Consider the following 23,227-nt stretch of genomic DNA (forward strand, 5'->3'; position numbering starts at 1 on the left):
TCTCATCTGGTCATCCTGCCCATCGTGCTGCCCATGGTGGCCGGTGCGGCAATGCTGTTGCTGAATGATACGCGCAAGGAAGAGCGGCGCCGTATCAGCCTGATATCTACGGCCCTGGTGCTGCTGGTCGCTGTCGTCATGCTGGGACTGGCGGCCTTCCAGGACCAGAGCTGGGTGCTGACTTACCGTCCGGCGAACTGGGCGCCGCCTTTCGGCATCGTGTTGGTCGCAGACCGCCTGTCGGTGCTCATGCTGGTGGTGACGGCAGCGTTGGCGCTGGCTTCCATGCTGGCTGCGCTGCAACGCTGGGACAAGGCAGGGGTGCACTTCCACCCCTTGTTCCAGTTCCAGCTGATGGGTCTGAACGGCGCCTTCCTGACGGGCGATATCTTCAATCTGTTCGTGTTCTTCGAAATCCTGCTGGCGGCGTCCTACGGTTTGCTGCTGCACGGTTCGGGGCAGGCGCGGGTCAAGGCGGGGCTGCACTATATCGCCATCAATCTGGTGGGGTCATCGTTGTTCCTGATCGGTGCGACGCTGATCTATGGCAGCGTCGGGACGCTGAACATGGCGGAACTGGCAACACTTGCCGGCAAGCTGGACGACAAGGCGCTGGCCATGTTCCAGTCCGGCGCAGCCATCCTGGGTTGTGCATTCCTGATCAAGGCAGCCGCCTGGCCGATGAATTTCTGGCTGGTGCCGGCTTATATCGCCGCAGTGCCGCCGGTAGGCGCCCTGTTTGCCATCATGACCAAAGTGGGCGCCTATGCGGTGCTGCGTCTGACATCATTGCTGGCTTCACAGGAAAACCAGCAGGATTTCACATCCTTCGCCAGCACCGAGGTCTTTGCCGTCGGCATCCTGACCATTGTTGTGGCCGGGGCGGGCCTGCTGGTCTCGCAGGATATGCGGCGCCAGGCGGCCTATAGCGTCATCGTATCGGCAGGAACCTTGCTGGCCTGCATTGGCTTTGGGAACATGCAGATCATTGCGCCGGCTTTGTATTATCTGATCAGTTCGACCTTCGCCGTCGGTGCAATGTTCCTGCTGGTCGACCTGATCGAACGCAACCGGCCGTTCGGCGCGGATGTGCTGGCGCTGAGCCTGGAGGCCTTCGGCGTGCCGGATTCGTCCCAGGGGGATACCGAGCAGGCCGATACGGTCGTCGGCATCACCGTGCCGGCAGCCCTGGCCGTTCTGGGCGGCTGTTTCGTGTTCTGCGCGCTGATCGTCGCCGGATTGCCGCCCTTGTCGGGCTTCATTGCCAAGTTCGGCATGTTCGCCGCGGCACTGGGAGATTCCGGTACCAATGAGCCGGTGACGGGCCGTGCCTGGGTCTTCCTCACTGTCGTCTTGCTGTCAGGGCTGGCGGCCATCGTGTCGCTGTCGCGTGTCGGCATCCGTACGTTCTGGGTGGTGGAACGCCAGCGGGTCCGCCTTAGCCTGGCGGATATCGCACCGGTGCTGTGGCTGCTGGGGCTGTGCGTGCTGATGGTGGTGTTTGCCGGGCCGCTGCTGTCCTATCTGGAGCAGACCGTGCAATACCTCTCGGTGCCCACGGGCTATACCGATGCCGTGCTGGGTGTGGCGGCTGGAGGTGCGCAATGAAAAAATGGTTCCCTTCCTGGCCGGTCACGGTGGTGTTGTTCCTGATCTGGATTCTTCTCAACCAGAGCCTGGACCCTTCGACCCTGCTGATCGCTGCAATACTGAGCTGGTTTGGCCCGTACATCACGCAGCGCCTGCGGCCGTTGCAGGCCAAGGCGAAGCTGGTGCCGGTGATCGTGCCCTTGGCGCTGCACATCCTCTGGGATATCGTCATTTCGAATCTGGCGGTCGCCGTCGTGATTCTCGGCGGACAGGCGCGCCGCGAGCGATCCGGCTTCATTCATATTCCACTGGACCTGCAGGACCCTCATGGCCAGGCGGTGCTGGCCGGGATCGTGACGGCCATTCCCGGCACCGTGTGCGCGGGCTTCAGCGAGAACCGCCGCATGATGACGTTGCACGTCCTGGATTTGCGTGATGAAGGCGCATGGATACGCACCATCAAGGCACGCTACGAGCGTCCTCTCATGGAGATCTACGAATCATGAACCCGATACTGCATTGGGCATCTGCATTTGCCTTACTCTGTTTCGCCGCCGGCATGGGGCTGTGCATGATCCGCATGATGCGTGGCCCCACCGCCCAGGACCGGGTCCTGGCGCTGGATGCCGCGTACATCAACGGCATGCTTATCCTGCTGGTACAGGGGCTGCGTGCGGGCAGCAGCACCTATTTCGAGATCGCCTTGCTGATTGCGTTGTTTGGGTTTGTCAGCTCTGTGGCGATCGCCAAGTTCCTGTTGCGCGGCGAGGTGATAGAACCATGACGGAATCAGCCATTGGTACTGCCGCATCCCTGCTGATCGCCTTCCTGCTGGTCGCTGGCGGCCTGCTGGCCCTGATCGGGTCCATCGGTCTGTTGCGGCTGCGCAATTTCTACCAGCGTCTGCACGCTCCGACCCTGGGCAATACCCTGGGCTGCGGTTGCATCCTGGTGGCCAGCATTCTGTATTTCAGCCTGGCGGAAGGGCGGATCGCCTTTCATGAGGTGCTGATCACGCTGTTCATCGTCATGACGGCTCCCCTGAGCGCCATGCTGCTGAGCAAGGTGGCGCTGTATCGTGACGGCCGCGAAGCGCGCCTGCGCCAGCCTGAGCAAAGCGAACCGACCCGCGAAGCCGATTGAGCCGGCGGCCAGCACGTCTCAGCACAGCCCGCGAGCTGCCAGCGAGCAACTGCCATTGCCGGCGATGATCAAATGATCCACCAGGCGGATATCGACCAGCGCCAGGGCATCCTTGAGCCTGCGTGTCAGTGTGATATCGGCCTGGCTGGGCTCGCGATTGCCGGAAGGGTGGTTGTGGGCGAAGATCATCGCACTGGCATGCTGCGCCAGCGCGGCACGCACGATTTCACCGATGAACACGGATGCCTGGTTGGTCGTGCCCTGGGCCAGGGTATGGCAGGACAACAGCCGCAAGCGGTTATCGAGATACAGGGCGATGCAGTGCTCGACCCGAAGATGCGCCAGACGGGCGGCGCAGTATTGCAGGACGGCATCGGGCTGGTTCATGACGTTGCCCTCCTGCAACGCTTCGGCATAGGCCCGGCGCGCCAGTTCCATGGTGGCGATGAGCTGGCATGACTTGGCTGGCCCCAGGCCAGGAATGGCAGCGAGCGCAGCGCGGTCGGCCGCCAGCAGTTGCCTGAGGCCGCCAAAGCCTTGCAGCAGCTGCCTGGACAGGCCCAGCACTGGCGTGCCGGATGTTCCGGTGCGCAGCATGATGGCGAGCAGTTCCGCGTCTTCCAGCGCACTGGCGCCGTGGCGCATAAGACGTTCGCGAGGCTGCAGCGGGGCATGGGTTTGGGTTTCTGGCATAAGTCACTCTAAAATGAGGGATTGATATCCAACTCGCTACGGTGGCAGACTTTGAGCGCGACAGCTGAACCAGTGAATGCTTTGATCCATGAGCATTCCTACCTCACCCTGAATTACCGTATCGTGCTGGCCTCCGGGCCGGCACAGGGCTCGGTGTTCGCGGATACGTTCGATGGTCGTCCTGCGACGCTGCAAATGGGCATGGGCCAATGGGCGCCGGGCCTGGAACAAGCCTTGCTGGGGCACCGTGAAGGCGATGAATTCAGTTTCACGGTGGCGCCGGCACAGGCCTATGGCGACCGTAATCCGGAGCTTGTGCAGGCCGTGACGCGGGTGATGCTCGACGAACATGCGGGCCCCGATGCCAGCTTCACGCCGGGCGACATGGTGGAATTCACCGCGCCCAATGGCTTGCGCTATTCCGGCGTCCTGAAGTCCGTGAACGACGACCACGCCGTCTTCGATTTCAACCACCCGCTGGCAGGGATTGCATTGACGGTGGACGTGGCGATTCTTGGAGTGCTTTGATGACGAGCCTAGAAACCCCGATCAGCGCGGGCGAGATCGTCCTGGCCCAGCCCAGGGGATTCTGTGCCGGCGTCGATCGTGCCATCGACATTGTGGAACGGGCGCTGGAGCTGCACGGCGCGCCGATTTATGTACGTCATGAAATCGTGCATAACCGTTATGTCGTATCGACGCTGCGCGACAAAGGCGCAGTTTTCATCGACGACCTGGACCAGGCGCCCAAGGGGGCCATCGTGGTCTTTTCGGCCCACGGCGTTTCCCAGGCTGTCCGCAAGGAAGCCGAGGACCGGGGCCTGAATGTCTTTGACGCCACCTGCCCGCTGGTGACCAAGGTGCATATCGAGGTCAAGCGCATGCGTGCAGCCGGGCGCGAGGTCATCATGATTGGCCATCGCGGCCACCCGGAGGTCGAGGGCACGCTGGGGCAGGCGGATGATGGTATCTACCTGGTGGAAACCGCCGAGGATGTGGCGGCGCTGCACGTTTCCGATCCGGGCAACCTGGCCTACGTGACGCAGACGACATTGTCGGTTGATGATGCGGCCGTGGTGGCGCAGGCCTTGCGTGGCCGGTTCCCGGATATCGTCGAGCCGAAAAAGAGCGATATCTGCTACGCGACGCAGAACCGCCAGGACGCGGTCAAGTTCATGGCGCCCGATTGCGACCTGGTGCTGGTCGTTGGCAGTGTTAACAGCTCGAATTCCAATCGCTTGCGGGAAGTCGCAGAGCGGCTGGGCACAGATGCCCACTTGATCGACCGCGCCGATGCCATCGACCCGGCATGGCTGGAAGGGCGCCAGCGTATTGGTATCACCGCAGGTGCCTCTGCGCCAGAAGTGTTGGTGCGGGAAGTGATTGACCGCCTGAAGGAACTGGGTGCGCTGTCGGTCCGTACGCTGCCAGGCGAAGAAGAAAACGTGGCGTTCCCGCTGCCCAAGGCCTTGTCGCGCAAACTGGTGCCTGAGGTCGGGCCGGAGTCCTCGGCCAACAACGCAGGCTGAGTCAACCGCTGGACGCTGCCGTCGTGAAGCGGCTGGTGCAAAAAAGGGCGTGTCCTTCTACTGGACACGCCCTTTTTTTATCTTGGGCCGCGCCACGGTAAACCGAGGGGGGCGCCGCTCAGCCGCAGCGAGGGGGGGCACCGGGCAATGTCGGATGGATGGCGAGCCCGCCGATTATGCCTGTTCTGGATGGAATTTGGTTTCAACAGAGATGAAAGTGATTCCAACTGGTGTCTGGACGCTTGCGTGATTATTTCATTCTATTTCAATAGGTAATCTGCGATTTATTTATTTCATATTTCCATATATGGAAAAATCATTTGCGGATATGTGCTTTTTCATATTAGGGATTCTACGCATACTGTCGTCACTGTCATCGCTTTGACATGTTCCCGCGAATGAACCAGAACGCGGGAATCAGATAGACGAAACCGTAGGAGTTGCAGAAATGAAAGCACTGAAAAATACCCTGTCGTTCGCCCTGGTTGCCGTGTCTGTGGCGGGTGCCGCCACGGTGCATGCTGCGACTGATAACCCCAATGCGTTGCCGCCGTTGAACGTCGGTACGCCCTTGAGCTCGCAGCAGGTTCAGGCTGAACTGGCCGAAGCCCGCGCTGCCGGCTTGACCGATGTGCGCCCGAATGACCTGCCGCGCCTGCAAGTGGGTGCACCGCTGAGCAGTGCTCAGGTACAGCAGGAGTTGCTGCGCGCTCGCGCCGCGGGTGAAATCGAGCAGGTCATCAACTAAGCATCATGCATGCTTGAGCCCCGGTTGCGGCAGTGTGTCCGCAGAGCAGGGCAAATGAAAAGTGCCTGGATACCTTGCTGGTATCCAGGCACTTTTGCATGGGTTGCCGCCGTTGCCCGCAGCTATGTGGGCAGAGGGTGGCAGCGCCCCTGGCCGGGCTGGCATGCCCGGCAGCGGTTTACAGGTCGATGGCCTGGATCTTGGAGCCTTGCAACGACACGCCGGCAGCCAGGCCGGCATTGTTCAGCACGAAGCCGACCACAGGCTGATTGACGGTGTTGCTGTCGATCGAGCCATTGGCGCCCAGCGTGGCGAGCGCGACATTGGCGTCTGCGCCGACGGACCAGCCGTTGCTGTTGATGAAGGAATCCAGGGCTTGTTGCGTCGTAAAGACCAGGACGATGGCGCGTGATTGTGCGCCGGCCTGGAAGCCGATGGAGCCGCCGCCCAGGCTGTAATAGCCCTTGGTGACGCCGTTGACGCGCAGTGCGCCCTTGCCGTATTCGCCGCCAACGATGAAGCTGGCGCCCATGACGGAGGGGAATACCAGCACGCCCTTGGCTTGCTGGATCAGTGTCTGCGAACCGGGGGCCGAACTGTAAAGGCGGCTCAATGTAGAGTTGACGCCAGCGTTGATCTGGCTGCGTTGTTCAGCAGCGGTGGCCTTGTCGTCGGGGGTTGTGGTGGTGCAGGCGGCGAACGTCAGGCTGGCGAAGGCCATGGCGCATGCTGCCAGAGTACGGCGAGAGGAAAAATAGCCTTGCTTGCGCATCATCTGTCTCCATTGTGCTGAAAAAGCCTGGCGCACGGCGCCGTGGCGGAATAGGACATATCAGCGTGCAACCGCTGGGGCTGGCGCGCACCGACGTATACCAGTGAGCTTACTGTGTTCGGATAGTTGCGTAAACGCTGGAATGCGACAAACCGTAAGTGTTGGCTGAGCTGCATCAAGTTTCCAACGAAAAACGCCGGCACGGGGCCGGCGTTCAGCAGTATTGCGGCCGTTTTCACCACAGCCAGTTCAGGCACTGGCTTGCGCGCCGGTCCCTGTGGGGGATCATTCCTTGATGCCCGCAGCCTGTTTGCGGCGGCGCACGAAAATATAGGAAATCCCCAGGAAAACGAACCACAGCGGCGTGTAGACCAGCGCGATGGCCGTATCGGGTTTCTGCGCCAGCGCCCACAGGACGAAGGCAAAGAAGGCATAGACCAGGATGGCTGCCGGGATGCCGCCGGGCATCTTGAAGCTGGACGCGGCATGCAGGGCGGCGCGCTTGCGGCGGTACTGGATGTACGAGGCCAGAATGATGGACCAGACGAAGATGAACAGCAGCGCCGAAATGGTCGTCATCAGCGTGAAGGCTTCCATGACGCTCTGGCCTGCGTACAGCAGTACGACGCCGGACAGCAGGAAAATGCAGGAGAAGAACAGTGCATTCACCGGCACGCGGCGACGGTTCAGGCGGCTCAGGCTGGTAGGCGCATCACCGCTGGAAGCCAGGCCGAAAATCATGCGCGAAGTGGAGTAGATGCCCGAGTTGGCGCTGGATGCCGCCGAAGTGAGCACCACAAAATTCACGACGTGCGCCGCGATGGCCAGGCCGGCCAGCGAGAACATGGCCACGAAGGGGCTGTTGTCCGGGCTGATCTTGTCCCAGGGTGTGACCGTCATGATGACGAACAGGGCGCCCAGATAGAACAGGACGATGCGGATGGGGATGGAATTGATGGCCTTGGGCAGGTTGCGGCGCGGATTTTCGGTTTCTGCGGCGGCCGTGCCTACCAGTTCGATGCCCACGAAAGCAAAGACGGCAATCTGGAAGCCGGCCACGAAGCCGCCAAAGCCATTCGGGAAGAACCCTCCGTGCTCCCAGAGATTGGAGACTCTCGCTGGCGTGCCATCGGGCAGCTGGAAGTGGTTCAGCAGCATGATCATGCCGGTGATGATGAGCGCGCTGATGGCGATGATCTTGATCAGCGCAAACCAGAATTCGATTTCCCCGAAGTTGCGCACCGAGGGCAGGTTCAGCACCAGCAGCACGACGATCAGGCCCAGCGCCGGGATCCAGATGGGAAGCTCGGGAAACCAGAAGGCCACGTAGCCTGCGACGGCCACCACGTCGGCCACGCCGGTGACGATCCAGCAGAGCCAGTAGGTCCAGCCGGTGAAGTACTTGGCCCAGGGCCCCAGCAGATCGCCCGCGAAATCGGCGAACGAACGGTACTCGAGGTTGGACAGCAACACTTCGCCCAGCGCGCGCATCACGAAGAAAAGCATGATGCCGATAATGGCGTACACCAGCAGGATGGACGGGCCGGCCAGAGAAATGGTCTTGCCGGACCCCATGAACAGGCCAGTGCCTATGGCGCCGCCGATGGCGATCAGTTGCAGGTGGCGGTTGGATAGATTGCGTGCCAGGTGGCCGCCTTCTGTTTCGGAAACAGCACCGGATTGCCCGGGTTCCGTGGAGCTGGACATTGCTGGTATCTCCTGGTTCGTGCCGCCGGGGGATGGCTTCGCCTGTCGGGCAGGCCGCCATTCAGCTTGCGGCTGTGTTTATCATGATGCACTGCGGCATCCGCAGCGGCAAGCTACGCAGTTTACGGCAATCGGGGCGGAGTTGTGGCAGCAGTAGTGATAGCCCTTATATGGATATGGCGGGCGCGGGTACGGCTGGCGGCAAACGGCCCCAGGGCCTGGTAATGCCCTGGGGCCGGGGTGACGCGTTGCCGGCTGTTGCGATGCAAAATGCCGGCCGGGCGGCCGGGATGCGGGGGGGGCTCAGTAGCCGACGGTGAAGCGCTGGCGCGAGTGGGCCGGGTGTTCCAGTTCATCGACCAGTGCGATGGCGAAATCCTCGAATGAGATGCGGCTGCCCTGGTCGTTGCTCAGCAGCGTATCCTTGCCCAGGCGGAACTTGCCAGTGCGTTCGCCCGGGACAAACTCCGCCGACGGCGACAGGAAGGTCCAGTCAAGCACGGTTTCCTGGCGCAGCAGGTCCAGGAATTCCGCGCCCTTGGTGGCTTCGGCCAGGTAGGCGGCAGGAAAGTCGGGCAGGTCCAGCACGCGCTTGCCGGGCGCCACTTCCAGGCTGCCGGCGCCACCCACGACCAGATAGCGCGGTACGCCGGATTCCTTGACGGCAGCCAGCAGCAAGGCGGTGTCGCTGGCCGTGAAGTGGACGGCGCTGATGACGGCGTCGTGGCCGCGCAGCGCGTCGACCAGCGCGGCCTTGTCATAGACATCCGCCTGGCGCGTGGTGACGCCGGTGAGGGCGGCGATCTTTTCCGGGCGGCGGGCGATGGCGGTGACCTGATGGCCGCGTTCGGACAATTCCTTGAGAATACGCGAGCCGGCTTGTCCGGATGCACCAATGAGGGCGATATGTGCCATGTGTGGCTCCTTGCTTGTGTCTGTGAGAGCGTAAGGGGGACTGAATGTGTGGTCTAATTATTAGACCAATGGATGCATCCTAGGAGCTTTCCAGGCGTTGCGCAAGAAGTCATGCCGTGCTGATCTGGTCACTGCGCGCTGACTTTTGGCCTGCGATATGGGTGCCAGCCGGATTGGGCAGCGCCGCTTCCAGCAGTGCCAGAACGAGCAGGCATGCGCCTTGCACGCCTTGCAATCTTGTGAAAGGCACCGCGCTGGCGAATGCGCCACCGGATATTCAGGCAATAAACAAATAACGGGAAAGAAGATGGTTGTCGAGCATGTGAATGGCTGGGAAGACGCGGCCGCGGGACGTTCGTCCGGGCGCAGACCCGGCGGCCTGGCGCTGCCGCCCTGGCAGCACTGTCCGATCCGCGATGTACTGGACCGGATCGGGGATCAATGGAGCCTGTTGATCCTGGAAGCGCTGGGCCGGGAGTCCGTCATGCGTTTCAATGAGCTGAGCCGGGAAGTGGAAGGTATCTCACGGCAGATGCTGTCGCGCACGCTCAAACGCCTGGAGCAGGACGGTTTCGTGGGTCGCACGGTTTATGCGGAAGTGCCGCCCAGGGTGGAATACGCGCTGACGGAGCTGGGGCATTCATTCCTGGGGCCGATGCGGGCGCTGGTGGCCTGGGCGGACGGTCATCATGACCAGATTCGCGATGCCCGCACCGCCTACGTGGCGCGTGAAGGCAGTTAGCCGGGACGGGGATATCCCAGGGGATGCCGGCGTAGTGCAGCCTTATGGCTGACCACCGAAGGTATCGCAGTCCCGCAGGCGGCCGTTGTCGTAGCCGCGCTGGAACCATTCCATGCGTTGTGCCGATGTGCCGTGGGTAAAGGAGTCAGGCACGACATTGCCGCCCTGGCGGCGTTGCAGCGTGTCGTCGCCGACAGCACTGGCGGCCCCCAGCCCGCTTTCAATGTCGCCGGATTCCAGAATATTGCGTTCGGCCTGGGCATGATGGGCCCAGATCCCGGCATAGCAGTCGGCCTGGAGCTCCAGTCGCACCGACAGGCGGTTGGCTTCGGCACGGGAGACGCGCTGCTGCATTTCCTGCACGCGGCGCAGCGTGCCCAGCTGGTTCTGGACATGATGGCCGATTTCATGGGCCATGACATACGCGCGTGCAAATTCGCCAGGAGCGCCCAGTTTGTGTTCCATCTCGTCGAAAAAGGCCAGGTCCAGGTACACGCGTGTATCCAGCGGGCAGTAGAACGGCCCCATGGCTGCCTGCCCGGTACCGCAGGCGGTCGGTGTGGCACCGCGGTACAGGACCAGGACGGCATCCTGGTAGCTTCCATTGGTCTGTGAGTTGAAGATGCCGCGCCAGGTGTCTTCCGTCTCCCCGAGCACCCGGGCGACGAATTGTCCCTGGGCGTCTTCCGGGGTGCCGGTACTGGCCTGTTGGTTCGATTGGGCCGGGCCGCCATCGCCGGCAAGTTGCAGCACCACGGCGGGGTCCACACCGAAATACATGGCTACCAGCGCCAGGACGATCGTGCCGACACCGATACTGCCGCGGCCGACACGCGGTCCGCTGCTGCGGCGATCTTCGACGTTCTGGCTGGCTCGGGAGCGTCCCAGGCGCATGATGGTATTCCTGTTTCTTGGGGGGATGAGGGCAATGGCTTGCGGCATGGGCCGCAGGGGAAAAGCTTACCCCGGTTTCAGGCCGGGATGAAGGTGATGCCGCTTGCAGTGACGATTTTTGACCGCGCCGATGGCCGGCCAGTCCGTGACACACGTCTGTGCGGCCGGGCACCGAATCCGGACTCGGCACCAGGAGGGATCAGGCAGGCTGGGGAGACGGCTTCCACAGGCGAATCCAGTAGATGGATTCAGCGGGCGAGCTTTTCCCCGTGTACTCAGCGGCGGGAGACGGCAGCGGGCGGTACGGGCAGGGTTGCCGTCGCGTTCAGCTTCCAGCTGTCGTCGGCCGGGTCGCGGCGCCACAGGTCGTAGGTCTGGGTGGCGCCGGTACGCCGCGCGGCCAGGTGCAGGGCGCCGTTGTGGCGCTGCAGCGCGGGGGCGGAACCGGCAGCTGGCATCAGGCGTACGGGCGCTTCATCTTCGTCCAGCACCCAGACCGGGCCGCCGGCGCGTTCCAGTGCGGCGACGACAACGTCGCCGTCTTCATCCAGGCCGACTGCCGGCTGGCCGATGTAGTGCAGGGCCAGCGATTCCGCAGGCTGCCAGGGCGCGTCCGCCCCGGGACGGACGATGTGGTACAGCTCGCCATTTTTTCCGCGCAGGAAGACTTCCAGCGCTTCATCATGTGCCAGCGCTGCCAGCCCGCCGTTGCTGGCCGGCGCGGCCAGGGGCTGCCAGGCCTGCCATGCCGGACTGCCGGGCTGCTCCTGGCTGCTGCGATACAGCTGGCCGGCAAGATCCAGGGCAAAGGCTTGCAAGCGGCCCTGCCTGTCCTGCAGCAAGGCAGCATGAATACTGGCGCCCGGCAATGGCGGCAGAGCTTGCCATTCCTGCCATTGCCAGTCCGCAGGCAGGCCCGCTGCTGCCGGGCGTGCCTGGCTCCAGTACAGTTGGCCGTCGTTGCCCAGGGCAAGAGCGCCATTGCCTTGCGCTGCGAGTGCCGGGGCATGGCGGAAGCGCATGCCGTGCAGCGCCTGCCAGCGTTGCCAGTGGCCGCTGGCCGGGTCCTGCCGGCTGCTCCACAGGGTGCCCAGCGCATCGCGCAGCAACAGCCCGGCAGCCCCGTCCGGCCAGGTGAAGGCTTGCGGCGCTTCAGCGCTGGGCTTGCCCAGGGGCTGCCAGCGTTCCTGCTGTGCCGTCCAGGTTGTCGGCTGGTTGCTCCATTCGCTGGTCGTGGCCAGCACCAGGCTGCCCTGGCTGCCTTCGGCCAGGGCGGGCGGCGTGTCGTGGCGGCTCAGGTAGTAGCTGCGCTCGACCCAGGCGGCAGTCGGGCCATAGGGCTGACGGCATTGCTGTCCCTGGGCGCAGTAGCGCCGGTCCAGCCAGGCGTAGCGCAGGAAGGATTCCGTCTTGAGCCGGATGTCTTCAGGTGCCAGGTTCGCTTCCCGTTCCTGGCTGGGGTAATCCACGTAACCGACGGCGGGATAGACATCGGGCAGCTGCCGCATGGCTTCGCGCACCAGCCTGGCGCTGGCGATATGGTCGGGGTGGCCGTGGCCGGCGCAACGCCAGCACAGCGAGGTATAGGGAATGGTGCTGGTGTCGTCGAGATGCCGGATGGTTGTCGGCTGATAGGCCTGTATGACGGCGGCAAGCGTCCTGACGAGCTCTTCACGGTCATAGCGTTCCTGGAAGTCGCCCAGGGTTTCCACGGCATGCCCGCCCACGGATTCAAGTTGACTCAAGGGCGTCAGGCTGCCCCAGCCTGGCCCCAGCCAGGGGTCGCGCAGGCGCATGTGCAAGAGTTGCAAGCCAGGTTGGCCTTGCAGGCGCTGGCGGGCAAACACATGGCCAGACACGAGCACGCGGTCTTCCGTCCACAGGTCGTCCTGACCTGCCATATAAGCATGGGCAGCGCGGACGGCACGTTCGCGTGACAGCATGTAGGCGACGCCTTCGTCGCGCTCGCTGGCCGTCAGGTAGACCACGGTGAGGCAGGCGCCAGCGCGGCTCACCGCCTGCAGGTCCGGATTCATGAACAGCAGATCATCGTCCATGTGGGCAACAAAGGCCAGATCACGGATGCCGTGGCAATTCGTGTCCCCGGCACCTGTCCAGGCTGCCGGCAAGCTGGCGGGCGGGGTCGGTGCTGTGACGGCCGGGTCAGGCAGGGCAGCCTGTGCGCAACTGATAATGCCCAGGGCCAGGAGCAGGGCGGCGGCAGGCCGGTGCGTCAGGCGGGGGAGAAAGCGGCAGAGAGAGGGCGGCATGGTGGGCGCAGCAAAGGAGAGTGATGCTGTCCTGTCTGCCTGGCGGCGGATGCGGGGGCAACAGTTGCCGCGGCAACCACTGCCGGCCGGGGCCGGTACCTGTGCGAGATCCGGCGCAGCAGGCAGGACCGGCGGAAATTATGCGCCTGAAATATGTCAATACGCCAGCACTTGTTGAGTGCTGGCGCAGCGGGCCGCCATCACGATTTTTTAGTGGCCGGGGTTTTCCCGGCAAGCCGTTTGCGTCGATAATCCCGGTGCTGCCATGATGGCGCGGCAAATTGCCGGATGGATGGACGGATGGGGATGACGGATTTGGGCAATTGCAGATATCGGCTGGCCAGGAGCGTCGCATGAGCCTGCGGCCAGGGCAGCCCGACACCCAGCCAGTGAAGCAGCAGGTCGTCAGTTTTGGCGCGGGGCCGTTCGTCACATTGCGCCGTTTTGTCCAGCATGGACGCCTGATCGTCTGGAATTCGCGCCAGAACCGCAAGGGCTTGATGCGTGCAGCCCGGAATCAGGAGCATGCCGCGCTGCCTGCATGGCAGACAGCTGGCTATAACCGCATTGTTGGCGCCTTGTTTGCTATCGGCTCCCTGCTGTTTATGCTGGGCGCGTCGCTGTCGCTGTTGCCGGGCAGCCTGGGTTTGTCCAGCCCGCAGGTCGGCCTGGTGTATTTCCTGGGTTCCATCCCGTTTACGATGGCAGCCTATATGCAGCATTTCCAGTCTGCCAATGCGCCGGCTTTTTCGGTGCAGCAACAGCCAGCTGCGCCACCGGCGCGCATTCGTCTCATCGGCTGGCAGCCGCGCAGCGCCGGCTGGATCAGCACCCTGGCACAGTTCATCGGTACCGTCGCCTTTAACGTCAATACCTATGACGGGATTGGCACGCCTGCCAACTGGTATCTGCAGGATACGCTGGTGTGGGCGCCGGACATGATCGGGTCCGTGCTGTTCCTGGTTTCGGGATATCTGGCGATGCTGGAGACCAGCCATGCCTACTGGAGCTGGCGTCCGCGCGAACTGGCGTGGCAGATCGCCTTCATCAATCTGTGGGGCTGCATTTTCTTCATGACAGCCGCCGTGCTGGCCTATGTGCCGCAGCGCCAGGAAGCCGCCTGGATTGGCGTGCTTGCCAATGCGCACCTGTGGCTGGGCGCGTTCTGCTTCATGGTGGGCGGCCTGTTGCTGATGAAGGAAAGCCGGCAGGCTGACCAGCGTTCCTAGAGAGGCCTATAAGGTTAATCAGGCCAATAAGGCCAAGGCCAATAGCCCCTGGGTTCCTGGCCGTGGCCTGCGGTGATGGGCCGCCGCAGGCTGGGGCGTTAGGGCTTGCGTGCCGTGTCTATGGCCTGGCGCGCGACGGTCCAGCTGGTGGCATTCGGGCGCATGTCATCCAGCGGCGGCGGGGCGTCGTATTGCGGATAGTGGTCCTGAATGGCCTGGCGCAGTACATCAGGCAGGGCGTCGATACCATCCACCGCCTGGCCCATGGCATTGAAAACCATCAGTCCAGGACGACTGCCCATGCGCATGAAGGGCAGCCAGGGGGCAATGCGGACCCAGGCCAGTGCGGCGTTGGCGGTATCGGTATCGCGGCTGAGCAAGGCATGGCGATCGGCGACGAAATCGAAAATTTCCATCGCATGATAGTGATTGCCGACGTAATCCTGATACTCCCCGCCCAGGGGGTTGGGATAGAACAGCGGGATCTCAGCCGGCGCAAAGACCCTTTCGCCCTGCACACGGAATGGAATCCTCAGGGGGCGTCCCTGGGGATCGCGTTCGAAGAAGGGACGCTGGTTTACCGGGTCGTTGGCGACGTGCATGACATCCACGTCCTGGTCCGTCCAGGGGTTGCGCCAGGTGCGCAGAGGTTCGCCGCTGGTAGGGTCCAGGTACAGCATGAGTTCGCGCGACACCAGGCGGAAGCCCTGGCCGCGCTCTGGATCCTGCAAGGTGCCAGCCTGGCGGATGTTCATGCCTTCAACGCGGAACAACAGGCGATCAGGTTCGCCTTCCCTGCGTGCCCAGGCATGGCCGGACCAGTGGAAGACGACGGGCTTGCCGTCAGTGGCCGAGGCGTGCAATTTGCGCAGCGCCTGGAGTGTGTCCTGCGGGTTGGCAAGATCCAGCATGGGGCTGGATGATCGTGTGGCGTGGCCTGCCGTGGCCGGTGGGGTATTCATGATGTGCGCTTCCTGGTGGGACGGCATCATCTGCTATCTGGTGGGCGGATCACGGCGCCGGGCCAGCGATGATGAACAAAGCGGCAGCATAACGGTATTTCGGTTGGCCCCCAAGTGCAGGGGAACGGCGGTGTGTGATCGGGCTGCCGGGCAGGGTAGCCGACGCTTTACGCTGCAACCATGCGTACCGTATTCCGCGAGGGCTCCACATGGTGAACGTCTTGGGGGCGGAAGCGGAAGCGTGTGCGGCCGGCGGCGGCGCGGCTGGTGTAGGTCGGGCTGCCGAAGAGGTCGACGATCATTTCGACAGTGCTGGTGACCGGGCGTTGGCTGCCAGCCAGCACCAGTATGACCTGGTCGCCGATCTTGATGTCGCGGGCATTGCCGATGGTGGATTTGTCGTTGGGGATCAGTTGATCCGGATAAATATTCTGCAACATAGTGGTTTTCCTTGTTGTTGTTATGGACAGGCACGCGTCACCCTGGCCCGAATGTCGGGCTGGGCGGATGCCTGAAAATGGATAAGGCGGGCTCTCCGGAATCTGGCCAGACAAAAATCCGGGGCAGGGGAGTCGGAAAGCGATAATCGGGAATCCACGTGACCAGGCGGCATGGGCCGGCAACAGATCCGAATGGACCTGTTTTGAGGACTGCGTGGATTCGATGGAGGCCAGCCTTGTTGGGTCAAGGTGGCTGCATGCCGGCGAACGATGTCTATAATCGGGCCGGAAAATGAAAACGGCCTGTATTTTTACAGGCCGTTCGAAATCTGGTGGGTTGTGTAGGGTTCGAACCTACGACCTACGGATTAAGAGTCCGCTGCTCTACCAACTGAGCTAACAACCCATGTTCTTGTTCGACTTGCTTCGAATAATTTCGTTGTGTGTCGAGCGAAGAATTGAATTATACGACGTTTTTTCTGTCTGTCAAAGTTTTTTTCGGTGTTTGGCGAAAAATTTTTTGTCGACAGATTCCCGGTCAATGCGCTGCTGCCAGCGAGGCAGCCCCTTAATCAGGGAAGTCGAGCATTATGCCTGCACTGAAAAATTTTTGCAAGTCAGGCGCGACGTATGAAAATGCGGCAGGCGGCGGCGTCAGAAAGAGTCGTCGTCGGTACGGAACCAGCCGGTCAGCGACCACCGCGTGCGTGCGCAGGGCAGGACGGCATGGGGGATGGTATCGGAACGAAATAGCGCCAGCCGGCCCATTAGCGGGGGAATGCGGGCAATTTCCCGCTCCGGCGTAGCGGGGTTGTAAATGCAAAGCTCGCCGCCGTCCCCGGTCTGCCAGTTTTCATTCAGGTACAGCACCATGGAAATCTTTCGGTCGCTGGTGTCCCGATGCTGGTCTATGTGCCTTGCGTATCCGGCGCCAGAATCGTAGCGGGCGTAATGGCATTCCAAGCGCTTCAGTCCAAGGTAGAAATAGCGGTTCAACGTGCTTTGCAGTGCCGTGAACCAAAGTCTGAAGTCGATGCTGGCGGGGTGCGGGTCGGTGTCGTCGAGCCAGCAGATCGTGTCGCCACGTATGCCGGCGATGCGTTGCTGGGAAAGGGAGCGTCCGATCTGGGCGGCGTGGAAAAAACCTTCTTCCCAGCGATGGTGCCCTTCAGCAAGCAGACGATGTGCCAATTCTGCTGGAATGATGTCGTCTGACACTGTCCAGCCTTGATGTTCCAGGTCGTGCAGCAGCCTATCGGGGATGGTGTGCACGATGCGCGGCTACCGCAGGGAACGCGTGAACTGGGACAAGGAATGCGATCGCAGTCTCCCGGACGAGGGGGTAAAATGGCGGAGGCAAATTTTATCGGAAAGAAGCGGGAAAGAGAATCGTTCTTTCACTTTTCTTCTGCTGGGGCAGCGCCTGGTTGCGGACGCCATGGCTGAATCAGTCCGTCTTATCCCCGGGGCGTTGCAATGGATGGCACGGCGGCAGCGATGGCAGGTATTGCGGGTGCGGTGCCGTGATGGAGGCCTGCTGCTTGTCTTCAGGTGGGGGTGTTGCTCTGGGAGATGGCCTGTTGCGCTACCTTGTGCAACAGTTCGCGTAGCATGGCGCGTTCCGCATCGCTGAGATGACGCAACAAATGGCGTTCCATTTTCAGCGAAATGTCGCGGCTTTGCTGCGCCAGCTCCTGCCCGGATTCCGTCAGGACGATGTGCACCGAACGGCGGTCGGTGGCATTCGGTTCCCGGGTCAGGAGCCCGCGCTGGGTCATGCGGTCCAACATGGTTGTGACATTCGGGGCGGGCATGGCCAGTGCCTGGCTCAGCTGTTTTTGCGTGACATTGAGATTGTGTGCAATCAGCAGCAGCATCGAGAACTCGGCCGGCCGCAAATCCAGCGGTTTGCCAATGTGCTTGAAAAACGTTTTGCGAGTCGGCACATCCGCCAGTGCAAGCTGGTGGCCGAGAACGTGTTGCAGGCAGCCGAGGTCCAGGCAGGTTTCCTGATCCTCGGCGGCGGTTTGGGCTAGGGTATCCATGGCCGTCATGATAATGGAGCCGGACGGCGTTTCCGTCAGCAAACCGGCAGCCATGGCAGTGCGGCCTGGCTGGCGCCGACCAGGCGCAGACGCAGGTCGAGTTCCGGCATCAGCCATTCCAGACCATAGCGGCAAGTATCGAGCTTCGCTGCATACCAGGGGTCTGCCTGTTCGGTTGCGGGCAGGCCAAGCACCGTGCGCATGCTGCGCAGCCAGGCCCAGCCCATCAACAACAGGCCAGCGGCATGCAGGTAATCGTCGGCAACGCGCAGCGGCCATTCCGGGTCTTGCGCGGCACCCCTGGCCAGTGCCTGCGTGGCGTCTTCGAAGGCTTGGACATGATCTTCCAATTGCGCGCCCAGGGCCGCCAGCGCAGGCAGGGTTGCCGCCTGGGCGGCTTCGTTGCGGATTTCGGCCAGCAGCGCCAGCAGCGCCGGGGCGGGTGCGCCGTCCGGGCCCAGCGCCTTGCGTTGCAGCAGGTCGATAGCCTGGATCTCATTGGTGCCTTCGTAGATCATGGCAATGCGGCTGTCGCGCACGCTCTGTTCTATACCGTATTCATGCACATAGCCATGTCCGCCCCAGACCTGCAGTGCGGCGTTGGCGCCATGGTGACCATGATGGGTCAGGTAGGCCTTGACGATGGGGGTGAGCAGGGCGACGCGGGCGCCCGCGGCGCGGCGGTGATCGGCGTCGGGATGCTGTTCCGATTCGTCCAGCAGCACGCCGGTCCAGTAGGACAATACTCGCAGCCCTTCGGCCATGGCCTTGAGCGCAAGTAGCGTACGGCGTACCGCCGGTTGCAGCGCAATGGCGTCGGCTGGGCCGGCAGGCGCGTCCGCGGGCCGGATGCGGGCGCGCGATTGCAAGCGTTCCCGCGCATAACGCAGCGCGTTCTGGCTGGACAGCTCCAGGTGGCCCAGGCCCTGCATGCCGACTTGCAGGCGGGCCGCATTCATCATCACGAACATGGCGTTCAGGCCGCGATTGGGCTCGCCGATCAACCAGCCTGTCGCACCCTCGAAGGAAAGCACGCAGGTCGCGCTGCCCTTGATGCCCATTTTCTTTTCTATGCCATCGCAGCGGACGGCATTGCGGCTGCCGTCCGGCATCCGGTGCGGCACCAGAAACAGGCTCAGGCCTTTGCTGCCGGCCGGGGCGTCCGGCAGCCGTGCCAGGACGAGATGCACGATGTTGTCCGTGAGATCCTGCTCGCCGCCGGAAATGAATATCTTGTTGCCCGTGATGCGGACTTCCGCGCCTGGGCCGGTGTCGCCGACCGGTTGGGCGCGGGTGCGCAGCAGGCCCAGGTCGCTGCCGGCATGGGATTCCGTCAGCCCCATCGTGGCGAGGTACTCGCCGCTGACGATCTTGCGCAGGTAGGCATCCTGCAGGGCCGGCGTGGCATGCGCCTTCAGGCATTCGTAGGCGCCGTGGGCCAGGCCGGGGTACATGGCCCAGGCATGGTTGCAGCCAGCCAGCATTTCGTAGAACGCGGCATTGAGCAGTTGCGGCAGGCCTTGCCCGTCCCAGGCGGGGTCGCAGGCAAGGGCCGGCCAGCCACCTGCGCAAAAGGCGGCATAGGCTTCACGGTAGCCGTCGGGTGTGCTGACTGTGCCATCCTGCCAGCGGCAGCCTTGCAGATCCGCAGGGCTGTTGATGGGCAGCAGGATTTCCTTGGCAAAACGCCCGGCTTCCTGGAGGACCTGGGACGCTGTGTCGGCGTCCAGGTCGGCAAAGGCCGGGATCGTTGCCCAGGAGGCAGGCGCCTGGAGGACCTGGTCGATGACGAAACGCATGTCGCGCAAGGGCGGATCATATTCCCACATGAAATTCTTCCTAACAGGGCGGCCGGCACTGGCCGGCGCAACAAGATTGAATGTCCGGCGGCCAGCGGGTCAGTGATGGGCGGTGCCCAGATAGGTTTCCGCCACGCGCGGGTCGTCGGCCAGTTCGGCGGCCGGACCGTGCAGGGCGACGTCGCCGGTTTCCAGTACATAGCCGTAATCGGCGATTTCCAGTGCAGCGCGGGCGTTCTGTTCGACCAGCAGGATGCTGACGCCGGTGGCCCGGAGTTGCTCGATGATGCGGAAAATTTCCTTGACGATCAGCGGCGCGAGCCCCAGGCTGGGTTCATCGAGCATCAGCAGGCGCGGTTCGCCCATCAATGCGCGGCCGATCGCGAGCATCTGGCGCTCGCCGCCGGACAGGGTGCCGGACAACTGGTGCTGGCGTTCCCGCAGGCGCGGGAACAGATCGAAGACTTGTTCCAGGCCCTGGGTGGCTGGGCGAGGGCGCAGCATGGAGCCGCGCAGCCGGTAGCCGCCCAGCACCAGGTTGTCGCGCACGCTCATGGTGCTGAACAGAGCACGGGTTTCCGGCACCAGGGCCAGCCCGCGCTGCACCCGGGCTTCCAACCGGCTGTGGATGATTTCCCGGTCCAGGTAGCGGATGCTGCCTTGCGCCGGCAGCACGCCCATCAGCGCATTGAGCAGGGTGGACTTCCCGGCACCATTGGGCCCGATGATGGTGACAACGCTGCCGGCAGGGACGTGGAAATCCAGCTGGTGCAGCACTTCCGCGCGGCCATAGCCGGCCGTGAGGCCACGGACTTCCAGAAGAGGCGTTTGACTCATATCAGTGCTCCGTACCCAGATAGGCAGCGCGTACCGCCGGGCTGGCCTGGACTTCGGCCGGTGTGCCTTCGATCAGGCGGGTGCCGAATTCCATGACCACAATGCGGTCGGTCAGGTTCATGACGAAATCCATATCGTGTTCCACCAGCAGCAGGCTCATGCCTTCGGCCTTGAGTTGGCGCAGGACGCCGGCCAGGGCCTGTTTTTCCTTGTGGCGCAGGCCGGCTGCCGGTTCGTCGAGCAGCAGCAGGGCCGGGTCGGTGCACAGCGCACGGGCAATTTCCATCAGCCGTTGCGGGCCCAGCGCGAGATTGCCGGCCAGCTCATGCATCTGTCCGGCCATGCCGATGCGTTGCAACTGGCGTTCGGCCTCCGCGAACAGCTGGCGTTCTTCCTCGCGGTTGAGTTTCAGCATGGCGCTCAGCGCGCCGGAACGGCTGCGCAGGTAGCCGCCCAGTGCGACGTTTTCCAGCACCGTCATGTCGGGCATCATCTTGACGTGCTGGAAGGTGCGCGACATGCCGCGCCGGGCAATCTCACGTGAACCCAGGCGGGAAATATCCTCGCCCCGGAAACGCACCGTGCCGGAAGTCTTACGTAGCACGCCGGAGACCAGGTTGAAGGTGGTGGATTTGCCTGCCCCGTTGGGGCCGATCAGGCCGATGATTTCCCCAGCACGGATGCTGAAGCTCACATCGTTGACGGCGACCAGGCCGCCGAATTGCTTGCGGATGGCATCGACCTCCAGCAGCATCGAACCGGGCTCGGGTTGCGGGCGGCGAGGCAGGGCGGCAGCATTGCCCCAGTCGCGCGTGCGCTGACGGCGCGGCAGCCGGCTGACGAATGTGGGAAACAACCCCTGCGGCATGTACTTGAGGATCAGGACCAGCATGATGCCGAACACCACGATCTCGAAGCTGCCAGTCGCGCCGATGATCTTGGGCAGCAGGACCTGCAACTGATCTTCTACCAGCTTGACCACTGCCGCACCGGTAAAGGCGCCCCATATGCTGCCCACGCCACCGGCGACGGCCATGAAAAGATATTCGATGCCGAATTTGATGCCGAACGGGGAAGGATTGACCGAGCGCTGGAAGTGCGCGAACAGCCAGCCGGAAGCGGCGGCGAACAGTGCGGCGATCAGGAAGATCTGAACTTTGTAGCGGAAGGTGGAAATGCCCATGGCTTCAGCCATGGTGACGCCGCCCTTGAGGGAACGGATGGCGCGGCCGGTGCGGGAGTCAAGCAGGTTGACCAGGGCGGCAGCGCCAAGCAGGGCGAAGCCCCAGATCAGATAGTAGATATTGCGGTCCAGCGTCATGTCCAGGCCGAACAGCGGAATGGCAGGCACGCCTGCGATACCGTCGAACTTGCCCAGCCACTCCATGTTGGCCATGACATAGTTCAGGGCCAGGCACCAGGCGATGGTGGCCAGCGGCAGGTAGTGGCCGCTCATGCGCAGGGTGATCCAGCCCAGGATCAGGGCGCAGGCAGCGGTCAGTAGCAGGCCCACGAACAAATTGAGCCAGGGTGACAGCCCCATCTGGGTGGAAAGATAGGCCGTGGTATAGGCGCCGATGCCCACAAAGGCGGCCTGCCCAAAGGACGTGAAGCCGCCGATGCCAGTCAGCAGCACCAGGCCCATGGCGGGCAATGCGTACAGGCCGATATAGTTCAACTGGGTGATCCAGAAGGCCGGCAGCGGTAGCTGGGGCAGGAGGGCAACCAGCAGGACGAACGCCACCAATGCCCAGTTGCGCTTGGGCGCGTTGCGGGGAATCAGGGTGTGGAGTGAGGTTTCTGTGCTCATGATCAGTCTTCCTCGGTATGCGGATCGCGCAAAGAGCGCCACAGCAGCACGGGCAGGATGAATGTGAAGACGATGGCTTCCTTGAATGCGCTGGCCCAGAAGGAGCTGAAGGCTTCGATGATGCCGACCAGCATGGCGCCCAGCAGGGCCATCGGGTAGCTGGACAGGCCGGCGAAGACGGCGCTGATGAATCCCTTCAGGCCGATCAGGAAACCGCTGTCGTAGAAGATCGTCGTGGTCGGCCCGATCAACAGGCCGGACAGCGCGCCGATGAAGGCCGCGACGGTGAAGGACTGCTTGCCGGCCGATTCGGTGGAAATGCCCATCAGTCTGGCGCCCAGCTGGTTGACGGCGGTGGCGCGCAGCGCCTTGCCGCGCAGCGTGTGCTCGAAGAACAGCCACAGCAGGACAATCAGTGCAACGGTGATAAGGAAAATGATGATGGTCTGGCCCGAAAGCAGCAGACTACCCAGGCTCATCTGCTCATCCCAGAGGGCAGGGGTGCGGAAGCCTTCCGCGCCGAAGAAGTACAGGCCCAGGCCCGTCAGCGCAAAATGCACACCTACGGAGACGATCAACAGCACCAGGACGCTGGCGTTGGCCAGGCTCTGGTAGGCCAGGCGGTAGATCAGTGGGCCGAAGGGGGTGACCAGCGCCAGCGTCAGCAGCATCTGGGTCAGCAGCGAGGGCTGGCGCGGCGCAATCCAGATGGTCAGCGCGGAGATCGCCACGGGAAAGGCCAGGGTGCGCAACAGACGGCCGGCAACCTGCGCAGCTGGCTGGCGCTGGCGCAGGTCGGCGACCAGGTCCAGCAACGCGGCACAGCCCGCCATCAGCAGCAGGAACCAGACTGTGCCCGGTACCTGGCCAAGCTGGAGCATGCCCAGGGTAAGCGCGCCAAAGGCGACATATTCACCCTGGGGAAGATAAATGACTCGGGTGACGGCGAAAACCAGGACGGTCGTCATGCCCAGCAGGGCATAGATCGCGCCATTGGTCAGGCCGTCGACGAGCAGGATGCTGGCGATGGAGAAGTCCATGAGCTATATCGGCGGTAGGAATGGGCAGGCCCGCCGGCGAGGCGCCAGCGGGGCCGTGACAG

Annotated in this window: 23 protein-coding genes and 1 tRNA gene; 9 read left to right on the forward strand and 15 right to left on the reverse strand. The window is 63.0% G+C overall.

Features of this window, described 5'->3' with window-relative positions:
- The first annotated feature begins 33 nt into the window (after positions 1–33).
- Genes ACEW7X_RS06940 through ACEW7X_RS06955 form a run of 4 tightly spaced genes read left to right on the forward strand, consistent with a single transcriptional unit; the run spans position 34 to position 2,733 of the window.
- Positions 34–1,608 carry a monovalent cation/H+ antiporter subunit D gene (locus ACEW7X_RS06940; RefSeq protein WP_420177915.1) on the forward strand — a complete coding sequence of 525 codons (1,575 nt, stop codon included), beginning with the start codon at positions 34–36 and terminating at the stop codon, positions 1,606–1,608.
- A complete protein-coding gene (locus ACEW7X_RS06945; protein ID WP_068368405.1) occupies positions 1,605–2,096 on the forward strand; it encodes a Na+/H+ antiporter subunit E in 492 nt (163 codons plus the stop codon). The genes ACEW7X_RS06940 and ACEW7X_RS06945 overlap by 4 nt, the downstream gene beginning before the upstream one ends.
- A complete protein-coding gene (locus tag ACEW7X_RS06950) occupies positions 2,093–2,374 on the forward strand; it encodes a K+/H+ antiporter subunit F (RefSeq protein ID WP_130486923.1) in 282 nt (93 codons plus the stop codon). The genes ACEW7X_RS06945 and ACEW7X_RS06950 overlap by 4 nt, the downstream gene beginning before the upstream one ends.
- Positions 2,371–2,733: a Na+/H+ antiporter subunit G gene (locus tag ACEW7X_RS06955; protein WP_068368400.1), complete on the forward strand. Its 363-nt coding sequence runs from the start codon at positions 2,371–2,373 to the stop codon at positions 2,731–2,733. The genes ACEW7X_RS06950 and ACEW7X_RS06955 overlap by 4 nt, the downstream gene beginning before the upstream one ends.
- An 18-nt stretch (positions 2,734–2,751) precedes the next feature.
- Here the strand turns inward: ACEW7X_RS06955 and radC are convergent, their stop codons facing one another.
- On the reverse strand, positions 2,752–3,426 hold the full coding sequence (gene radC, locus ACEW7X_RS06960) for a RadC family protein (protein WP_068368397.1): 675 nt from the start codon (positions 3,424–3,426) through the stop codon (positions 2,752–2,754).
- Between the two features lie 51 nt (positions 3,427–3,477).
- Here radC and ACEW7X_RS06965 point away from each other — a divergent pair, with 51 nt between their 5' ends.
- From ACEW7X_RS06965 to ACEW7X_RS06975, 3 genes are all read left to right on the forward strand, one after another.
- Positions 3,478–3,954 carry an FKBP-type peptidyl-prolyl cis-trans isomerase gene (locus tag ACEW7X_RS06965; RefSeq protein ID WP_130486924.1) on the forward strand — a complete coding sequence of 159 codons (477 nt, stop codon included), beginning with the start codon at positions 3,478–3,480 and terminating at the stop codon, positions 3,952–3,954.
- Positions 3,954–4,955, forward strand: coding sequence for a 4-hydroxy-3-methylbut-2-enyl diphosphate reductase (gene ispH, locus ACEW7X_RS06970; RefSeq protein ID WP_134838322.1), 1,002 nt, complete (start codon positions 3,954–3,956; stop codon positions 4,953–4,955). The genes ACEW7X_RS06965 and ispH overlap by 1 nt, the downstream gene beginning before the upstream one ends.
- A gap of 448 nt (positions 4,956–5,403) precedes the next feature.
- Entirely contained in the window at positions 5,404–5,703 is a 300-nt protein-coding gene (locus ACEW7X_RS06975) for a DUF4148 domain-containing protein (protein WP_238591314.1), read from the forward strand.
- A gap of 178 nt (positions 5,704–5,881) precedes the next feature.
- Here the strand turns inward: ACEW7X_RS06975 and ACEW7X_RS06980 are convergent, their stop codons facing one another.
- The 3 genes from ACEW7X_RS06980 to ACEW7X_RS06990 form a co-directional block, all read right to left on the reverse strand.
- Positions 5,882–6,478 carry a BPSL1445 family SYLF domain-containing lipoprotein gene (locus ACEW7X_RS06980; protein WP_068368388.1) on the reverse strand — a complete coding sequence of 199 codons (597 nt, stop codon included), beginning with the start codon at positions 6,476–6,478 and terminating at the stop codon, positions 5,882–5,884.
- A 282-nt stretch (positions 6,479–6,760) separates the two neighbouring features.
- Positions 6,761–8,182 carry an amino acid permease gene (locus ACEW7X_RS06985; RefSeq protein WP_068368382.1) on the reverse strand — a complete coding sequence of 474 codons (1,422 nt, stop codon included), beginning with the start codon at positions 8,180–8,182 and terminating at the stop codon, positions 6,761–6,763.
- A 303-nt stretch (positions 8,183–8,485) separates the two neighbouring features.
- The gene (locus tag ACEW7X_RS06990) at positions 8,486–9,097 is read right to left on the reverse strand and encodes an NAD(P)-dependent oxidoreductase (RefSeq protein ID WP_068368379.1); all 612 of its coding nucleotides are present in this window, start codon (positions 9,095–9,097) and stop codon (positions 8,486–8,488) included.
- A gap of 307 nt (positions 9,098–9,404) precedes the next feature.
- Here ACEW7X_RS06990 and ACEW7X_RS06995 point away from each other — a divergent pair, with 307 nt between their 5' ends.
- Positions 9,405–9,839, forward strand: a complete 435-nt coding sequence (locus tag ACEW7X_RS06995; protein ID WP_420177798.1) for a winged helix-turn-helix transcriptional regulator — start codon at positions 9,405–9,407, stop codon at positions 9,837–9,839.
- Positions 9,840–9,881: 42 nt separating this feature from the next.
- Here ACEW7X_RS06995 and ACEW7X_RS07000 read toward each other — a convergent pair whose 3' ends face one another.
- Both ACEW7X_RS07000 and ACEW7X_RS07005 read right to left on the reverse strand, forming a co-directional pair.
- Positions 9,882–10,733: a neutral zinc metallopeptidase gene (locus tag ACEW7X_RS07000; protein WP_420177799.1), complete on the reverse strand. Its 852-nt coding sequence runs from the start codon at positions 10,731–10,733 to the stop codon at positions 9,882–9,884.
- Positions 10,734–11,008: 275 nt separating this feature from the next.
- Positions 11,009–13,003 carry a PIG-L family deacetylase gene (locus ACEW7X_RS07005; protein ID WP_068368374.1) on the reverse strand — a complete coding sequence of 665 codons (1,995 nt, stop codon included), beginning with the start codon at positions 13,001–13,003 and terminating at the stop codon, positions 11,009–11,011.
- A gap of 353 nt (positions 13,004–13,356) precedes the next feature.
- Between ACEW7X_RS07005 and ACEW7X_RS07010 the strand changes: the two genes are divergently transcribed.
- A complete protein-coding gene (locus ACEW7X_RS07010; protein WP_253597431.1) occupies positions 13,357–14,232 on the forward strand; it encodes a hypothetical protein in 876 nt (291 codons plus the stop codon).
- 98 nt (positions 14,233–14,330) lie between these two features.
- Here the strand turns inward: ACEW7X_RS07010 and ACEW7X_RS07015 are convergent, their stop codons facing one another.
- The 9 genes from ACEW7X_RS07015 to ACEW7X_RS07055 all read right to left on the reverse strand — a co-directional run bounded on the left by ACEW7X_RS07015 (position 14,331) and on the right by ACEW7X_RS07055 (position 23,165).
- Positions 14,331–15,194, reverse strand: a complete 864-nt coding sequence (locus tag ACEW7X_RS07015) for a DUF1838 family protein (protein WP_193755153.1) — start codon at positions 15,192–15,194, stop codon at positions 14,331–14,333.
- Between the two features lie 167 nt (positions 15,195–15,361).
- Complete coding sequence (locus ACEW7X_RS07020; RefSeq protein WP_127773721.1) at positions 15,362–15,634, reverse strand: hypothetical protein; 273 nt, start codon at positions 15,632–15,634, stop codon at positions 15,362–15,364.
- Between the two features lie 330 nt (positions 15,635–15,964).
- Positions 15,965–16,040, reverse strand: a tRNA-Lys gene (locus tag ACEW7X_RS07025).
- A 248-nt stretch (positions 16,041–16,288) separates the two neighbouring features.
- A complete protein-coding gene (locus ACEW7X_RS07030; RefSeq protein ID WP_420177800.1) occupies positions 16,289–16,906 on the reverse strand; it encodes a 2OG-Fe(II) oxygenase in 618 nt (205 codons plus the stop codon).
- Positions 16,907–17,181: 275 nt separating this feature from the next.
- Positions 17,182–17,733, reverse strand: coding sequence for a MarR family winged helix-turn-helix transcriptional regulator (locus ACEW7X_RS07035; protein ID WP_165389993.1), 552 nt, complete (start codon positions 17,731–17,733; stop codon positions 17,182–17,184).
- On the reverse strand, positions 17,715–19,508 hold the full coding sequence (locus ACEW7X_RS07040; RefSeq protein ID WP_068368364.1) for an acyl-CoA dehydrogenase C-terminal domain-containing protein: 1,794 nt from the start codon (positions 19,506–19,508) through the stop codon (positions 17,715–17,717). Before ACEW7X_RS07040 ends, ACEW7X_RS07035 begins: the two co-directional genes overlap by 19 nt.
- A gap of 69 nt (positions 19,509–19,577) precedes the next feature.
- Positions 19,578–20,315: an ABC transporter ATP-binding protein gene (locus ACEW7X_RS07045; protein ID WP_068368362.1), complete on the reverse strand. Its 738-nt coding sequence runs from the start codon at positions 20,313–20,315 to the stop codon at positions 19,578–19,580.
- 1 nt (position 20,316) lies between these two features.
- Positions 20,317–22,125, reverse strand: coding sequence for an ABC transporter permease subunit (locus ACEW7X_RS07050; RefSeq protein ID WP_127773725.1), 1,809 nt, complete (start codon positions 22,123–22,125; stop codon positions 20,317–20,319).
- Positions 22,126–22,127: 2 nt separating this feature from the next.
- Positions 22,128–23,165 carry a branched-chain amino acid ABC transporter permease gene (locus ACEW7X_RS07055; RefSeq protein ID WP_068368357.1) on the reverse strand — a complete coding sequence of 346 codons (1,038 nt, stop codon included), beginning with the start codon at positions 23,163–23,165 and terminating at the stop codon, positions 22,128–22,130.
- Positions 23,166–23,227: the final 62 nt, after the last annotated feature.

Origin of the sequence: Kerstersia gyiorum (genome assembly GCF_048595715.1) — a bacterium.
Lineage (GTDB): Bacteria > Pseudomonadota > Gammaproteobacteria > Burkholderiales > Burkholderiaceae_B > Kerstersia > Kerstersia gyiorum.

Bases quoted from the DNA above. Each gene is read 5' to 3' on its own strand.
- ACEW7X_RS06945 (WP_068368405.1), top strand. From the start codon at position 1,605: ATGAAAAAATGGTTCCCTTCCTGGCCGGTCACGGTGGTGTTGTTCCTG.
- ACEW7X_RS06985 (WP_068368382.1), bottom strand. From the start codon at position 8,182: ATGTCCAGCTCCACGGAACCCGGGCAATCCGGTGCTGTTTCCGAAACA.
- ACEW7X_RS06955 (WP_068368400.1), top strand. From the start codon at position 2,371: ATGACGGAATCAGCCATTGGTACTGCCGCATCCCTGCTGATCGCCTTC.
- ACEW7X_RS06950 (WP_130486923.1), top strand. From the start codon at position 2,093: ATGAACCCGATACTGCATTGGGCATCTGCATTTGCCTTACTCTGTTTC.
- ACEW7X_RS07050 (WP_127773725.1), bottom strand. From the start codon at position 22,125: ATGAGCACAGAAACCTCACTCCACACCCTGATTCCCCGCAACGCGCCC.
- ACEW7X_RS06980 (WP_068368388.1), bottom strand. From the start codon at position 6,478: ATGATGCGCAAGCAAGGCTATTTTTCCTCTCGCCGTACTCTGGCAGCA.
- ACEW7X_RS07005 (WP_068368374.1), bottom strand. From the start codon at position 13,003: ATGCCGCCCTCTCTCTGCCGCTTTCTCCCCCGCCTGACGCACCGGCCT.
- ACEW7X_RS07035 (WP_165389993.1), bottom strand. From the start codon at position 17,733: ATGGCTGCCGGTTTGCTGACGGAAACGCCGTCCGGCTCCATTATCATG.
- ACEW7X_RS06940 (WP_420177915.1), top strand. From the start codon at position 34: ATGGTGGCCGGTGCGGCAATGCTGTTGCTGAATGATACGCGCAAGGAA.
- ACEW7X_RS07010 (WP_253597431.1), top strand. From the start codon at position 13,357: ATGAGCCTGCGGCCAGGGCAGCCCGACACCCAGCCAGTGAAGCAGCAG.
- ACEW7X_RS07020 (WP_127773721.1), bottom strand. From the start codon at position 15,634: ATGTTGCAGAATATTTATCCGGATCAACTGATCCCCAACGACAAATCC.
- ACEW7X_RS06995 (WP_420177798.1), top strand. From the start codon at position 9,405: ATGGTTGTCGAGCATGTGAATGGCTGGGAAGACGCGGCCGCGGGACGT.
- ACEW7X_RS07000 (WP_420177799.1), bottom strand. From the start codon at position 10,733: ATGCGCCTGGGACGCTCCCGAGCCAGCCAGAACGTCGAAGATCGCCGC.
- ACEW7X_RS07040 (WP_068368364.1), bottom strand. From the start codon at position 19,508: ATGTGGGAATATGATCCGCCCTTGCGCGACATGCGTTTCGTCATCGAC.
- ispH (WP_134838322.1), top strand. From the start codon at position 3,954: ATGACGAGCCTAGAAACCCCGATCAGCGCGGGCGAGATCGTCCTGGCC.
- ACEW7X_RS07015 (WP_193755153.1), bottom strand. From the start codon at position 15,194: ATGAATACCCCACCGGCCACGGCAGGCCACGCCACACGATCATCCAGC.
- ACEW7X_RS06975 (WP_238591314.1), top strand. From the start codon at position 5,404: ATGAAAGCACTGAAAAATACCCTGTCGTTCGCCCTGGTTGCCGTGTCT.
- ACEW7X_RS06990 (WP_068368379.1), bottom strand. From the start codon at position 9,097: ATGGCACATATCGCCCTCATTGGTGCATCCGGACAAGCCGGCTCGCGT.
- ACEW7X_RS07045 (WP_068368362.1), bottom strand. From the start codon at position 20,315: ATGAGTCAAACGCCTCTTCTGGAAGTCCGTGGCCTCACGGCCGGCTAT.
- radC (WP_068368397.1), bottom strand. From the start codon at position 3,426: ATGCCAGAAACCCAAACCCATGCCCCGCTGCAGCCTCGCGAACGTCTT.
- ACEW7X_RS07055 (WP_068368357.1), bottom strand. From the start codon at position 23,165: ATGGACTTCTCCATCGCCAGCATCCTGCTCGTCGACGGCCTGACCAAT.